The sequence below is a fragment of the Janthinobacterium sp. SUN176 genome (genome assembly GCF_030587335.1).
GTDB lineage: Bacteria > Pseudomonadota > Gammaproteobacteria > Burkholderiales > Burkholderiaceae_D > Janthinobacterium > Janthinobacterium kumbetense.
The window spans coordinates 4,161,034-4,174,546 of sequence record NZ_JAPWIA010000001.1 but is presented as its reverse complement, the minus strand read 5'-3'; the positions used below and the strand labels follow the sequence as shown (position 1 = coordinate 4,174,546).

Genomic DNA, 13,513 nt, shown 5'->3' with positions numbered 1-13,513 from the left:
GACAGCCATTGTCGCATCCGCGGGCCGTTTACTCCATGCCGGATCGCCCGCCTGTTTCTTTTTCGCCCGTGCCCTTTCCTTATTGCTAAGACTCAGCGGCGGCCGTACATCATCAGCTCGGCCAGCGTCTTGCGCGCAGGGGGAAATGCGTCCAGCAGGCCCAGCGACAGGCCCAGCAAGCCTTGCGTGGGCGCGCTGCCCGTGAAGATGCGCGCCATGGTGTCGGTGACGCGCACGGTCAGCCCCCGGTCTGCCTGGCGCAGGCTGGCGTAGCGTTCCAGCCCGGCCGGGCTGCTGTCCTGCGCCAGCACGCGGGCCAGCACGGCGGCGTCGCGCAAGCCCAGGTTCAGGCCTTGTCCCGCGACCGGATGCAGGGTTTGCGCCGCATTACCGATGGCGACCGTGCGCGCCGTGCCGCCCGCCTGCGCGTTCAGACCCAGCGGATAGGCCAGGCGCGGCGTCGTGTGGGTAAACCGCCCCAGGCGGCTGCCGAAGGCGGCGCCCAGGCGCGCCAGGAAGGCTGCCTCGTCGAGCGCCAGCAACTGTTCCGCGCGCGTGGGCGGCACGCACCAGACCAGCGCGTAGCCGTCGTCCTGCGGCAGCAGGGCCAGCGGCCCTTCGTCGGTGAAGCGCTCGTACGCGCGGTGGGCGACGGGATCGCTGGTGCGCACGCGGGCAATGATGGCGCTTTGACCATAATCGCGGCTGACGGCGCGTTCCGGCTGCTGGCCGAACAGGCCGCCCTCGGCCTGCACCAGCAGGCTGGCGCGCAAGCTCGAGGCGGCGCCCTCCCGTTCCAGCTGCACGCTGACGCCATCGGCGTCTTCCACGCTGCCCGTCACCAGGGCCGGGCGCAAACTGGCCACGCCCAGGCGTTCGCACACGTCGGCCAGCGCGCTGACGACGGCGCCGTAACGGGCCACATAGCCGAGCGCCTCGACGCCATGCTCGCCGCGGTCCATCAGGCTGCGCCCGAACTTGCCGCGGCGCGAAACGTGGATCTGGTGAATCGGGGTCGCCGCCACGGGCCAGGCGCCCGCTTCCTCGAGAATCTGGCGGCTGCCGTGCGACAGGGCGATGGTGCGCGGGTCGCGCCTGGCTTGGTCGAGGGATTTGGCGTCGAGCATGGCGATGCCGGCGGCGCGGCAGCCCCGCTGCACCAGCAGGGCGGCCAGCGCCATGCCGACGGGGCCGGCGCCGCAGATGGCGAGATCGAAAGTGGACGGTGTATGCATGCGGCGGCGTTAATCCTGTGACATCAGTTGTTCGATTTCAGCGACACCCTTGGGCGCCGTGCTGAAGACTTCGTGGCCTTGCGGCGTGACCAGCACATCGTCTTCGATGCGGATGCCGGTATGCCAGAACTGCTCCGGCACGCCCGCGCCGGGACGCACATAGATGCCCGGTTCCACCGTCAGCACCATGCCCACTTCGAGCGGGCGCCATGGCTTGCCGGGCGCGTCCGTGTCGCGGTAGGCCCCCACGTCGTGCACGTCCATGCCCAGCCAGTGGCTGGTGCCGTGCATGTAGAAGGGCATATAAGCCTTGTCGGCGATGACGTCCTGCGCGCTGCCGCTTTTCTGCCGGTCCAGCAAACCCAGGTCCAGCATGCCTTGCGCCAGTACCTGCACGGCCGCCTCGTGGATGGCGCTGTGCGGCAAGCCGGGGCGCACCATGTCCAGCGACGCCTGTTGCGCGGCCAGCACCAGTTCATACAGGGCCCGCTGCGGGCCGCTGAAACGGCCGTTGACGGGCCAGGTGCGCGTGATGTCGGAGGCGTAGCCATCGAGTTCGCAGCCGGCGTCGATCAGTACCAGCTCGCCGTCCTGTAATACCGCGTTGTTGGCGCTGTAATGCAGGATGCAGGCGTTGTCGCCGCCGGCCACGATGGAGGAATACGCGGGGAATTGCGCGCCGCTGCGCCGGAATTCGTACAGCAGCTCCGCTTCCAGCGCGTATTCGTGCATGCCGGGCCGTGTGGCGCGCATGGCGCGCGCGTGGGCCGCGCTGGAAATGGCGGCCGCGCGGCGCATCAACTGCTGTTCCTGCGTGTCTTTCAGCAGGCGCATGGCGTCGAGCATGCCATGGATGTCATGCGCGATGGCGGGCGCCGTGACGCCGCTGCGGGCCTTTTGCCGCACGTTGTGCCGCCAGACCTTGACCTGCGCATCGAGGCTGCCGCCCAGCGCATAGTAAATGGCGGGGACGTCGGCCAGCAGGCGCGTCATTTCCACGTCGAGTTCCTCGATGGGGAAGGCGGCGTCGAAGCCGAAGCTGGCGCGCGCCGCCTCGGGGCCGTGGCGGAAACCGTCCCAGATTTCGCGCTCCGTATTCTTGGCGCGGCAAAACAGGATGGCGCGCGCCGGCGCCGTGGCGCTGGCGGCCACGAGGGCCACGGCGCTGTCGGGCTCCGTAAAGCCGCTCAGGTAATAGAAATAGCTGTCGTGGCGGTACGGATAATCGCAATCGCTGTTGCGCGGCACTTCGGGCGCCGTGGCGAGGATGGCCACGCTGCCCGGCAGCATCTGCGCCAGCAGCGCCGCGCGCCGTGCCGCGTAGTTGGCCATCATGTTGCGCTGGCCTTGGCCGTGACGCCGTTGAGGGCGTCGAGCTGTGCCGGCGTGCCCACATTCGTCCATTCGCCCGGATAGACTTCGCCGCCCACGCGGCCCTGGTCCGCGTACTGGCGCAGCAAATCGCCCAGTTTGGCGTGGCTGCCGGGCGCGATGCCGTCGAACATCTCGGGACGGTACACGCCGATATTGGCGAAGGTCCACTTGGTGTCGTCCGTATTGTTGATCGCGAACAAGGTCAGGCCGAAGTCGCCTGTGGGATGGAAGTCGGGATTGGGCACCAGGTACGTCCAGGCGATGTCGCGCTGGTCGGCCGGATACGGCGTGCCCAGCACGTCCTTGTCGGCCAGCACGTCGAGTACTTGCGTGAAATCAAAGTAGGGGCAATAGATGTCGCCGGAAATGGCGAGGAATGGCTCCTCGCCCAGCAGGTGGCGCGCCTGGGCGATGCCGCCCGCCGTTTCCAGCGGCGTGCTCTCGGGCGAATACGCGATGCGCGCGCCATACGCGCTGCCATCGCCCAGGGTTTCCTCGATCTGGTGGCCCAGGTGGGAATGGTTGATGACGATGTCCGTGATGCCGGCGCGCACCAGGTTCAGCACATGCCAGACGATCAGTGGACGGCCGCGCACTTTCAGCAGCGGTTTGGGACAGGTATCGGTAAGCGGACGCATCCGTTCACCGCGGCCTGCGGCAAAGATCATGGCTTTCATGGGTAGTCGTTTTCTGTATCGGTAAGTCGGCTGCGCGGGCATGCCGCGCAGCGGGAAGGTGCCTAGAATGTATAGCCGACTTGCGGGGTCTTGTTTTCCAATGCATCGAGCAGACGCACCAGCGGCTTGAGTTCCGTATAGCGGTTGGCCGTCTTGCGCACGTAATCGAGCACGGTTGGCAGGTCGCCCATGTACAGATCCTTGCCGTCGCGGTAATTCAGGCGCGCGAACAGGCCGAGGATTTTCAGGTGGCGCTGCAGGGCCGTGAATTCGAAATCGCGGTAGAAGGCGTCGATGTCGGGATTGACTGGCAAGCCCAGCTGCTTGGCGCGCTGCCAGTAGCGGATCACCCAGTCGAGCACCAGTTCTTCATCCCACTGGAGATACGCATCGCGCAGCAGCGAGGCGATGTCGTAGGTGACGGGGCCGAAGACGGCGTCCTGGAAATCGAGGATGCCGGGATTGGGAATCGAACCATCGTTGATGTGCATCAAATTGCGCGAATGGTAGTCGCGGTGCATGAACACTTGCTGCTGCGACAAGATATTCGCCGTGATGGCTTCGAAGACCTTGTCCAGCTGGGTTTGTTGCACATCCGTCAAGGTGGCGCCCAGGTGCTTGCCAATAAACCATTCCGGGAACAAATTCATTTCGCGCAGGATGAAGGCGCGGTCGAATTCGGGCAAGACGTCCGGCTGGCTGGCCAGCTGGATTTTCATCAGCGACTCGAGCGCTTCCGCGTACAGCACGCTGGCATTGTCGTGGTTCAGGGCGTCGAGGTAGGTGGTCGTGCCCAGGTCGGAGAGCAGCAGGAAGCCATTCTCCAGGTCTTGCGCGATGATCTCGGGCACGGACACGCCGGCGCCTTTCAGCAAGCCGGCCACCTTGACGAAGGCGGGCACGTTTTCGCGCTCGGGCGGCGCATCCATGGCAATCAATGTACTTCCTGGCAATGTTGTATTGCCTGGCAGCACATCGAGACGGTAGTAGCGGCGGAAGCTCGCATCGCTGGAAGCGGGGCGGGCGGAATCGGGCGCAACGAGGTTCAGCGGGGCCAACCAGGCTTTCAACAGGGTCAGGCGAGCGTCGGCGGAGGCCGGCGCGGCAGGGGAATTGGGGGAGAATGACATTAAGCGGCCTGTGGAATCGGGTTGATGGTGCAGATTCCCATATAATAAGGGATTCAAATCAAAAAATCGCCTGTCAATGGTGCTTGCCCCTTCCAATTCATGAGCTGGTTTTCGGCCTCCCCCCCTTCGCAGCGCTGGGCTTTCGCCATCAGCGCGCTCGTCGCCGCCACGACGGTGCCTGTCCACGCCCAGAAAGCGCCGCGTCCGGTTCATGTGGAAGATCCCGACGCGCCCACCGTCATGACGGCGAACAGCATGAAGGGACGCCCCGAAAGGGAGCTCAATCTCGATCAGAATGTCGTGATTGAGCGCGGAAAAACCACAAAAATGACGGCCGATACAGCTTGTTACAAACAAGTTGAAGATGAGTTCGACGCCGAGGGCCATATCAAGATGTGGCGTTTCGGCGATTACTACACGGGCGACGTCCTGAAGCTGAACATGGAGACCGGCAAGGGTTTCCTGCTCAACCCGACATACCGCTTCGAAGTGGGCGGCGGCCAGGGCAAGGCCGAGCGCGTCGACTTCATCAACCCCGATGAAGCCAATGTCATCGACGGTACCTACAGTACCTGCGAAGGGCCGAATCCGGACTGGTACCTGAAATCGAGCACCTTGAACCTCGATACGGGCCGCGACGTGGGTACCGGCAGCAAGACCATCATCTATTTCAAGGACGTGCCGATCCTGGGCACGCCGGGCATCTCGTTTTCGCTGTCGGGCGCGCGCCGCTCGGGCTGGCTGGCGCCCACGCCGGGCTTTGCCTCGAAGAACGGTTTCGAGCTGCTGATGCCGTACTACCTGAACATTGCGCCGAACCGCGACCTGACCCTGTACCCGCGCTACATCCAGCGGCGCGGCATCCAGCTCGGTGCGACGGGCCGCTACATGGGCGAGACGGATGCCGGCCTGTACCAGGGCGAAACATCGTTTGAATTCTTGCCTAACGACAAGCAAACCAAGACCAACCGCTACATGATCAAGTCCAAGCATGAGCAGGCGCTGGCCAAGGGCTGGAGTTACAGCTGGGATTTGCGCGAGGCGTCCGACAATAATTACCCGAACGATTTTTCGAAAACCGTCGCCACCGCCACCGAGCGCCAGTTGCTGCGCGAATTGCGCACCGATTACCGCACCGAGGACTGGAGCCTGACGGCGCGCGTGCAGAATTACCAGGTGCTGCAGGATCCCGATCCCACGGCGACCGTGCCGCGCCCGTATGACCGCTTGCCGGCGGTGAACTTCCACGCTGGCAAATATGACGTCTGGGGCGGCTTCGACTGGACCTTCGACGCGGAAGCGACGCGTTTCGCTCATCCGACCCAGGTGCAAGGGTCGCGCCTCGTGGCCGTGCCGCAGGTGAGTTTCCCCATCGTGCGCCCTGGCTACTTCGTCACGCCCAAGCTGATGCTCAATGCCAGCGCATATCAGCTTGATAACGATGCCAGAACCAAGGCGCTGCTGTTCAATACGACCTCGTTTACGCGCGCCGTGCCCACTTTCTCGGTCGACAGCGGCCTGGTGTTCGAACGCGACACAAATCTGTTTGGCGCCAAGGGCGGCACGCAAACTCTGGAACCGCGCCTGTTCTATGTCTATACGCCGTACCGCGACCAGTCGCAGTTCCCGAAATTCGATACGGCCGACGGCACCTTCAACCTGACGCAAATCTTCACGGAAAACCGGTTTGTCGGCAGCGACCGCATCGGCGACGCCAACCAGGTCACGGCCGCCCTGGTATCGCGCTTCCTGCAGGCGGACGGTACGGAACGCATGCGCCTGACCTTCGGCCAGCGTTTCTATTTTGCCGACCAGCGCGTGCAACTCAATTCGACCACGCCCGTCAACCAGTCGCGTTCGGACATCCTGCTGGCCGCGACGGGCCGCGTGTCCGAGACTTGGACCGCCGACAGCCTGGTGCAGTACAATCCCAGCGATCGCCAGTTGATGAACTACAACTACACCTTGCAATATCAGCCAGGTGCCAAGAAAGTATTGAATTTCAGCAATCGTTTCCAGCGTGGGGATGCCGGTTGGCGCAATGCGGAAGTATCGACGCAATGGCCGTTGACGGACCGCCTGTATGGCGTGGGCCGCATCAGTTACTCCTTGAAGAACCGCAGCATGCTGGAAAGCCTGGTCGGCCTGGAATACAAGGGCGATTGCTGGGTGTTCCGCATGGGCGCGCAGCGTTTCGTGACGACGTCCAATACCGTTTCGACGCCGATCTTCTTCCAGCTGGAATTGACGGGCTTGTCGAATGGCCTGGGTCTGGGCGCGAATGGCCTGGAAACTTTTACAAAAACCATCCCTGGTTACCAGACACTGAGCCAGCCACTCCGTTAAGATAGGCACCGTTGCCGCCGCCGGTGTTCCCGGCGCTGGCACAAACCGGTTTTTTTATTCACCTGAACTCATGAGCGCTCTACACATTATGCGTAATGCCAGTATGCACCAACTCAAAATTGCAACGGTTTTGTTGTGCGCCATTTCCGGCGCCACGACCAGTAGTGTCTGGGCGCAACAGGCTGCGTCAGCGCCTGTCGCCAAGCCCGCCGCCGCGGCACCGGCCAAGGGGTTCACGCCGCCGGCCTCGAGCAGTGGCCAGACCATCGACTCCATCGCCGTCGTCGTCAATGACGAGGTGATTACGCGTAATGAAGTGGCGGCCCGCATCACGAGCGTGGAGCAGCGCATGAAGGCGCAGAACGTGCCCTTGCCCGATCCTGCCGACCTGCGTCGTCAATTGCTGGAGCGCATGATTGTTGAACGCGCCCAAATGCAGCTGGCCAAGGAAATGGGCGTGCGCGTGGATGACCTGACCCTGGACCGCGCGATTAGCCGTATTGCTGAACAGCAAAAAATGACGGTACAGGAACTGCGCAACCAGATGGAAAAGGAAGGCACGCCGTTTGCGACTTTCCGCGAACAAATCCGCGATGAAATCATCATGCAGCGTCTGCGCGAGCATGAAGTCGATGCCAAGATCCAGATTTCCGATTCCGAAGTGGATAACTTCCTGGAAGCGGAAAAAGCGGCCGCCAGCGAACAGGTGGAACTGAACCTGGCGCAGATTCTCGTGCGTATTCCGGAAAATTCCAGCCCCGAACAGATCGCCGCGCGCCGCGCGCGCGCCGAAGAAGTCAGCCGCCAGCTGCGCACGGGCGCCGATTTCGCCAAGATGGCCGCCACCTATTCCGACGCCAGCGATGCGCTGAGCGGCGGCGATATCGGCTGGCGCCATAGCGACCGCGTGCCGCCCCTGTTCACGGAACAGTTGCTGAAACTGAAGCCGGGCCAGATCACGCCTATCATCAAGAGCAACACCGGTTTCCATATCCTCAAGCTGGTGGACCGCCGCAGCGCGGCCGAAGCGCAAGCCGTCGCTGCCGTGCAGCAGACGCATGCCCGCCATATCTTGCTGAAAGTAACCCCGACCTTGTCGGCTGCCGAAGCCAAGCGCAAATTGCTGGAATTGAAAGAGCGTCTCGATAACAAGGCCGCCAAGTTCGAAGACCTGGCCCGCTTGTTCTCGAACGACGGTTCCGCGGCCAAGGGCGGCGACCTGGGCTGGCTGTATCCAGGCGACACCGTGCCGGAATTTGAAACGGCGATGAATGCGCTGAAACCGGGCGAAGTGAGCCAGCCGATCGAATCGAGCTTTGGCTTCCACCTGATCGAAGTGCTGGAACGCAAGAGCGATGACGTCTCGAAAGAGAAACAGCGCGCCGCCGCACGCAATGCCTTGCGCGAACGCAAGCTGGAAGAAGCGACGGAAAACTGGGCGCGCGAAGTGCGCGACCGTGCCTACGTCGAATTCCGCGCGGACGACCAGTAATGCTGCTGATTCATTGCGCATGAGTAACTTGCCCCTTGCACGCCGCCCGGCCATCGCCATCACTTGTGGCGAACCGGCCGGTGTCGGCCCGGAAATCTCCATACGCGCGGCCTGGGCCATGCGCAATGAAGTCAACTGCATCCTGCTGGGCGACGCCGCCTTCCTGGCGCTGACGGCCAGCCTGATCGACCCGGATATCCGCCTGGCGGCGCTGTCGCTGCAAGCCGTGCGCAACAGCGGCCTGCCCCAGTTCGGACCGGGCCGCCTGGCCGTGATCGATATTCCCACCGTCAACAATGTCATCCCCGGCGTGCTGGACAAGGAAAACGGGCGCTCCGTGCTCGCCACCCTGGACGCGGCCGTGGAAGGTATACAGGCCGGCTGGTTTGGCGCCATGGTCACGGCACCCTTGCAAAAGAGCACGATCAACGACGCCGGCGTGGCTTTTTCCGGCCATACGGAATACCTGGCAGAAAAAACCGATACGCCGCAGGTGGTGATGATGCTGGCCGGCGAACCCGGCCATGGCGAACCGGCCCTGCGCGTGGCGCTGGCCACCACGCATCTGCCCTTGAAGGACGTGTCCGCCGCCATCACGCTGGACAGCCTGGCCGTCACCCTGGACATTATCCAGCGCGACCTGCAACAGAAATTCGGCATCGCCGCGCCGCGCATCCTGGTGACCGGCCTGAACCCGCACGCGGGCGAGGGCGGCTACCTGGGACGCGAGGAAATCGATGTCATCGCTCCGGCGATTGCCGCGGCGCAAGCGCGCGGCATCGATGCGCGCGGACCGTATCCTGCCGACACCTTGTTCCAGCACAAATACCTGGCCGATGCCGATTGCGTGCTGGCCATGTACCACGACCAGGGCTTGCCCGTGCTGAAATACGCGACCTTCGGGCGCGGCATCAATGTCACGCTGGGCTTGCCGCTGATCCGCACCTCGGTCGACCACGGCACGGCGCTGGACCTGGCCGCGCAAGGGCTGGGGCTGGCCGATTGCCACAGCATGGAGCAAGCCCTGCAAACGGCGCTCGCCATGCTGCGCGCCAGCACCCGCGCCTGACCGCCCCCGGTTTTACCCCGCTACACCGCCTCTAGAATAGAAAAACAGAATATGAAACACGTTGCCCGCAAACGCTTTGGCCAGAACTTCCTGCATGACCGCTTCGTCCTCGACGACATCACGGCCGCCATCGCGCCGCAGGCGGACGATGCCATGGTCGAGATCGGTCCCGGCCTGGGCGCCATGACGGAGCAGCTGCTGCGCCATTTGAAACAGATGCATGTGGTCGAGCTGGACCGCGACCTGATCGTGCGCCTGGAAAAGACCTTCAATCCGGCCAAGCTGACGATCCACTCGGGCGATGCGCTGAAGTTTGATTTCGCGCAAATTCCCGTGCCGGCCGGCCAGAAGCTGCGTATCGTGGGCAACTTGCCGTACAACATCTCCAGCCCGCTGCTGTTCCACCTGGCGGACTTCGCGCCGCTGGTGCAGGACCAGCATTTCATGCTGCAAAAGGAAGTCGTCGAGCGCATGGTCGCCGAGCCGGGCAGCAAGGCGTATGGCCGCTTGTCCGTGATGCTGCAATGGCGCTATGACATGTCGCTGCTGTTCATCGTGCCGCCGACGGCCTTCGACCCGCCGCCGAAAGTGGAATCGGCCATCGTGCGCATGATCCCCGTGGCCGAGCGCCTGGCGTGCGACCAGGCGACCCTGGAAGCGGTGGTCATGAAGGCCTTCTCGCAGCGCCGCAAGGTGATCCGCAACTGCCTGGCCGGGATGTTTACGGAAGAGCAGATCAAGGCGGCCGGCATCGACCCGACCCTGCGTCCGGAAACCGTGGGCCTGGAGCAATATGTTGCTTTGGCGAACTTGCTGAAGGCGCCGGCCTAAGCCCCCGGTTTAACTCAAAACCACTGGTCGACCTGTTGCAGATCTTGCCGCAACGCTGAAAAGCAGTCATCGACATGGTGGTTGCGGCTGATTTCATTGCGCCGCATCAAGGCGATCTTGCGCTTGCAGGTGGGCTGGCGCAACGGCGCCACGTGCAAGTCCTCGTCATTGAGGAAGGTCGTGTACAGGCTGGGCATGATGCCCACGGCGATGCCGGCGCGCACTACGCCATACAGCGACTCGCTGTGGATCATCTGGTACAGGCTCGACGGGCTCAAGCCATGCTGGCGCAGGGCGCTCGAGGCGAACTCCCAGATGCTGCCCTTGGTAAATACGACGATTTCCTGGCCCGCCAACTGTTCCCAGCGCACTTCCTTGAGCGGCGCCAGCGCATGGCGTCCCGCCGTCACCAGCACCAGCTCGTCCTCGAACAGGCCCACGCTTTCCAGCGACACGGAGCCGGGCACCTCGATGCCCACGCAAAAGTCCAGCTGGCCCGAATGCAGCGCGTGCAGCAAGCCATCGTTGGGCATGTCCGACAGGACGATTTCCACTTCATCGCCATGTTGCTCGCAGTAGCGCGCCACCACCACAGCCGTCATCGCCATGGCCGAGGGGATGGCGCCGATGCGGATGCGGTGGCGGCCGCTGCCGATGGCGCGCTGGATGTCGGCAAAGGTATTGCTCGCCGTATTCAATAAATGCGTGGCGTAATCGAGCGCCAGCTTGCCTTCGCGCGTCAGTTCCAGCTGGTGGGTTGTGCGGTTAAACAACTTTTTTCCCAGTTGATTTTCCAGCAGCTTGATCGACGCGCTGAGGGCCGGCTGGGTCACGCACAATTCCTGTGCAGCCTTGCTGAAGCTGTTTACCCGGGCTAAGGTGGCAAACGCTTGTAAATGTCGTAAGGAAATCTTCTTGCTCAACTCATGCATGGTTTTGCTTATTAGAAAAAGTAATGGATTTATAAAAATAAACAAATTTTCTTATCCCGCAATTTACCATATTCTGGACTGGTCTTTACTTGTCTTGAATGCAACAATATTCGGGAGAAGAGCCTGGAATGCGGCGCCGGCACTTGCGGCGGTGCGCCAGGCAAGGGACGCATCAATAAAATAATTCCAAAAAAACTCAGGGTTTATTCTTTTTAGGGCGGCGGCGATGAACAAATGGATGACTGGAACGATGGTAGTTGGGGGCTTGCTGGCGGCGCAGGGCGCGGCGCAGGCGCAAAGCAGCGTGCAAGTGTATGGCTTGCTGTCGGCCGGTATCGGCTATGTATCGGATGAGGGTAACGGCAGCCGCACGCATGCGCTGAGCGGTACGAATCAGAATCCCCGCATCGGTTTCCGCGGCCAGGAAGACCTGGGCAACGGCACCAAGGCCGTCTTCGCGCTGGAAAACGGTTTTAACGTCATGACGGGCACGGCCTCGCAAAGCGGCCGTCTGTTCGGTCGCCAGTCGTATGTGGGCCTGTCGAGCAACGACAAGGGCACCCTGACCCTGGGCCGCCAGTACGAAGCCGTCAAGGACCTGCTGGGTCCGGTGGTCATCGCCAGTAACGGCGTGCACATCGGCGACAACGACAATGGCTACAACAACCTGCGCGTGCAAAATGCCGTCAAGTATGTCAGCCCGAACATCAGCAACCTGTCGTTTACGGGTTTGTACGGTTTCAGCGAAAATCCGGAAGATTCCAACCGCAACCGCGTCTACAGCATGGGCGCCGGCTACAAAGTCGATGCCTTCAGCTGGGCCGTCGCCTACACCAAGATGGATCGCCCGAACAGCCCGGACGCGCCGAATGGCGCCATCGGCAATGACTATGGCAGTTCCCTGTTGATCTTCAACAAGAGCGCCGTCAAGGGCGCGGGCGTGGACAGCCAGGCCATCGCCGGCACGGGAGGCTTTTATAATGTGGGCAGGACCAAGTTCGGCGCGCTGTACACCAACGTGCGCTACCACTACCTGGACCAAAGCAACCTGACCCTGCAAAACGTGGACTTGAACGTGAACCACAAGCTGACGGAAGCGTTGAACCTGGGCGCGTCGTATTTCTTTACCACTGGTAAATATGACGTGATCAACAAGACGCCGAAATGGCATCAGGTCAACTTCCAGGCCGATTACTTCCTGTCCAAGCGCACCGATGTCGCCATCACCTGGAGCTACCAGAAAGCGGCCGGCGATGCGACGTTCGCGCGCGTGTTCGGCTTCGGCGCCTCGGGCGGCAAGACGCAAAGCGTGCTGATCGTCGGCATGCGACATTATTTCTGAGTCTGATTCATCTTTACAGGCGCTGTCCCCCAGCGCCGTCCCCTGAAAGGAAGCATCTTGAAAAAGCACCTCATGTTGGCGTTGAGCCTAGGCTTGCTGGCCAACGCCGCCCACGCGGAAAAACGCGAGCTGGTCATTTCGGCCTACCCGATTGCCCAGCCCTTGTTCATGAAGTATGTGTACGAGCCGTTCAAGGCCAAATGCGGTTGCGATATCAAGGTGGAAACGGGGAATAATGCGGACCGCATCGCCAAGCTGGTGGTGCACGCCAAGAATCCGGTGATCGACCTGGTGCTGCTGTCCGATTCCGGCATGCTGGAAGCGGCGCAAAAGGGCGTCATCCAGCCCATGGATTACTCCAAGCTGAGCAATTACAAGGCGCTGTACGACGTGGCGAAAAACCCCGTCGGCGGCAATTTCGCCGTCGGCTACACCCTGTATTCGGTCGGCCTGGTGTACCGCAGCGACAAGATCGCCCCGCTGACGTCCTGGAAGGACCTGTGGCGCCCCGAACTGAAGGGCCGCGTGGCCTTCCCCGACGTGAGCACCACGCAGGGCCCGTTGATGCTGCGCATGGCCGATGCGGCCTGGGGCGGCAAGACGGACGACTACGCCACCGGTTTTGCGAAAATCGTCGGCATGAAGGGCAACGTCGTCACCTTCTCGAAAAACAGCGCGCAGCTGGCCGCCCTGTTCGCCCAGGATGAAATCTGGGCCGCGCCCGTGGCGCGCTTTACCTGGTCGCAAATGCTCAAGACGGGCTTGCCCCTGAAATGGAGCATCCCGGCCGAAGGCCAGGCGGCAGGCATGAACGTGATGGGCATCGTTGCCGGCTCGAAGAATGCGGACCTGGCGTACCAGCTGATGGATTTCTGGCTGTCCAAGGAAGTGCAGACGCAGCTGGCGACCAACCTGGTCGATTCGCCCGTCAACAAGGACGTACGCCTGTCGGTGGCCGCCGCGCAATTCAACACCTATGGTGCCGACCAGATCAATTCGCTGAAATTCGTCAAACCGGAAACCATCATCAAGCAGCGCAGCAACTGGATGACGCAGTGGAACAAGGCCATGAGCAAATAGTGGTG

The 13,513-nt window shown here is 62.3% G+C and carries 11 protein-coding genes; 6 read left to right on the top strand and 5 right to left on the bottom strand.

Annotation, left to right across the window (positions count from 1 at the left end; genetic code table 11):
• Positions 1-92: 92 nt before the first annotated feature.
• The 4 genes from O3299_RS18855 to O3299_RS18840 form a co-directional block, all read right to left on the bottom strand.
• The gene (locus O3299_RS18855) at positions 93-1,235 is read right to left on the bottom strand and encodes an FAD-dependent monooxygenase (RefSeq protein WP_305062899.1); all 1,143 of its coding nucleotides are present in this window, start codon (positions 1,233-1,235) and stop codon (positions 93-95) included.
• Positions 1,236-1,244: 9 nt separating this feature from the next.
• Positions 1,245-2,567 carry an aminopeptidase P N-terminal domain-containing protein gene (locus O3299_RS18850; protein ID WP_305054262.1) on the bottom strand — a complete coding sequence of 441 codons (1,323 nt, stop codon included), beginning with the start codon at positions 2,565-2,567 and terminating at the stop codon, positions 1,245-1,247.
• Complete coding sequence (gene murU / locus O3299_RS18845) at positions 2,567-3,286, bottom strand: N-acetylmuramate alpha-1-phosphate uridylyltransferase MurU (protein ID WP_289907286.1); 720 nt, start codon at positions 3,284-3,286, stop codon at positions 2,567-2,569. The genes O3299_RS18850 and murU overlap by 1 nt, the downstream gene beginning before the upstream one ends.
• A 62-nt stretch (positions 3,287-3,348) precedes the next feature.
• Positions 3,349-4,416 (bottom strand): aminoglycoside phosphotransferase family protein, encoded by a 1,068-nt coding sequence (locus O3299_RS18840; protein ID WP_289912725.1) that lies wholly within the window; start codon positions 4,414-4,416, stop codon positions 3,349-3,351.
• 99 nt (positions 4,417-4,515) lie between these two features.
• Here O3299_RS18840 and O3299_RS18835 point away from each other — a divergent pair, with 99 nt between their 5' ends.
• The 4 genes from O3299_RS18835 (at position 4,516) to rsmA (ending at position 10,154) form a co-directional block, all read left to right on the top strand.
• Positions 4,516-6,762, top strand: coding sequence for an LPS-assembly protein LptD (locus O3299_RS18835; RefSeq protein ID WP_251351310.1), 2,247 nt, complete (start codon positions 4,516-4,518; stop codon positions 6,760-6,762).
• Between the two features lie 103 nt (positions 6,763-6,865).
• Positions 6,866-8,254, top strand: coding sequence for a peptidylprolyl isomerase (locus O3299_RS18830; RefSeq protein WP_305062898.1), 1,389 nt, complete (start codon positions 6,866-6,868; stop codon positions 8,252-8,254).
• Between the two features lie 19 nt (positions 8,255-8,273).
• Positions 8,274-9,323: a 4-hydroxythreonine-4-phosphate dehydrogenase PdxA gene (gene pdxA, locus O3299_RS18825; protein WP_289900628.1), complete on the top strand. Its 1,050-nt coding sequence runs from the start codon at positions 8,274-8,276 to the stop codon at positions 9,321-9,323.
• A 51-nt stretch (positions 9,324-9,374) separates the two neighbouring features.
• Positions 9,375-10,154 carry a 16S rRNA (adenine(1518)-N(6)/adenine(1519)-N(6))-dimethyltransferase RsmA gene (rsmA, locus tag O3299_RS18820; RefSeq protein WP_076573213.1) on the top strand — a complete coding sequence of 260 codons (780 nt, stop codon included), beginning with the start codon at positions 9,375-9,377 and terminating at the stop codon, positions 10,152-10,154.
• A 14-nt stretch (positions 10,155-10,168) separates the two neighbouring features.
• Here the strand turns inward: rsmA and O3299_RS18815 are convergent, their stop codons facing one another.
• Entirely contained in the window at positions 10,169-11,086 is a 918-nt protein-coding gene (locus O3299_RS18815; protein ID WP_034778821.1) for a LysR family transcriptional regulator, read from the bottom strand.
• Positions 11,087-11,324: 238 nt separating this feature from the next.
• On the opposite strand from O3299_RS18815, the gene O3299_RS18810 reads away from it, so the two are divergent.
• Positions 11,325-12,428: a porin gene (locus O3299_RS18810; RefSeq protein WP_305058912.1), complete on the top strand. Its 1,104-nt coding sequence runs from the start codon at positions 11,325-11,327 to the stop codon at positions 12,426-12,428.
• Between the two features lie 57 nt (positions 12,429-12,485).
• On the top strand, positions 12,486-13,508 hold the full coding sequence (locus O3299_RS18805; protein ID WP_289900629.1) for an ABC transporter substrate-binding protein: 1,023 nt from the start codon (positions 12,486-12,488) through the stop codon (positions 13,506-13,508).
• Positions 13,509-13,513: the final 5 nt, after the last annotated feature.

Excerpts from the sequence above, each read along its gene's own strand:
- rsmA (WP_076573213.1), top strand. The coding sequence starts at position 9,375 with ATGAAACACGTTGCCCGCAAACGCTTTGGCCAGAACTTCCTGCATGAC.
- O3299_RS18840 (WP_289912725.1), bottom strand. The coding sequence starts at position 4,416 with ATGTCATTCTCCCCCAATTCCCCTGCCGCGCCGGCCTCCGCCGACGCT.
- O3299_RS18815 (WP_034778821.1), bottom strand. The coding sequence starts at position 11,086 with ATGCATGAGTTGAGCAAGAAGATTTCCTTACGACATTTACAAGCGTTT.
- O3299_RS18850 (WP_305054262.1), bottom strand. The coding sequence starts at position 2,567 with ATGGCCAACTACGCGGCACGGCGCGCGGCGCTGCTGGCGCAGATGCTG.
- O3299_RS18810 (WP_305058912.1), top strand. The coding sequence starts at position 11,325 with ATGACTGGAACGATGGTAGTTGGGGGCTTGCTGGCGGCGCAGGGCGCG.
- pdxA (WP_289900628.1), top strand. The coding sequence starts at position 8,274 with ATGAGTAACTTGCCCCTTGCACGCCGCCCGGCCATCGCCATCACTTGT.
- O3299_RS18835 (WP_251351310.1), top strand. The coding sequence starts at position 4,516 with ATGAGCTGGTTTTCGGCCTCCCCCCCTTCGCAGCGCTGGGCTTTCGCC.
- O3299_RS18855 (WP_305062899.1), bottom strand. The coding sequence starts at position 1,235 with ATGCATACACCGTCCACTTTCGATCTCGCCATCTGCGGCGCCGGCCCC.
- O3299_RS18830 (WP_305062898.1), top strand. The coding sequence starts at position 6,866 with ATGCACCAACTCAAAATTGCAACGGTTTTGTTGTGCGCCATTTCCGGC.
- murU (WP_289907286.1), bottom strand. The coding sequence starts at position 3,286 with ATGAAAGCCATGATCTTTGCCGCAGGCCGCGGTGAACGGATGCGTCCG.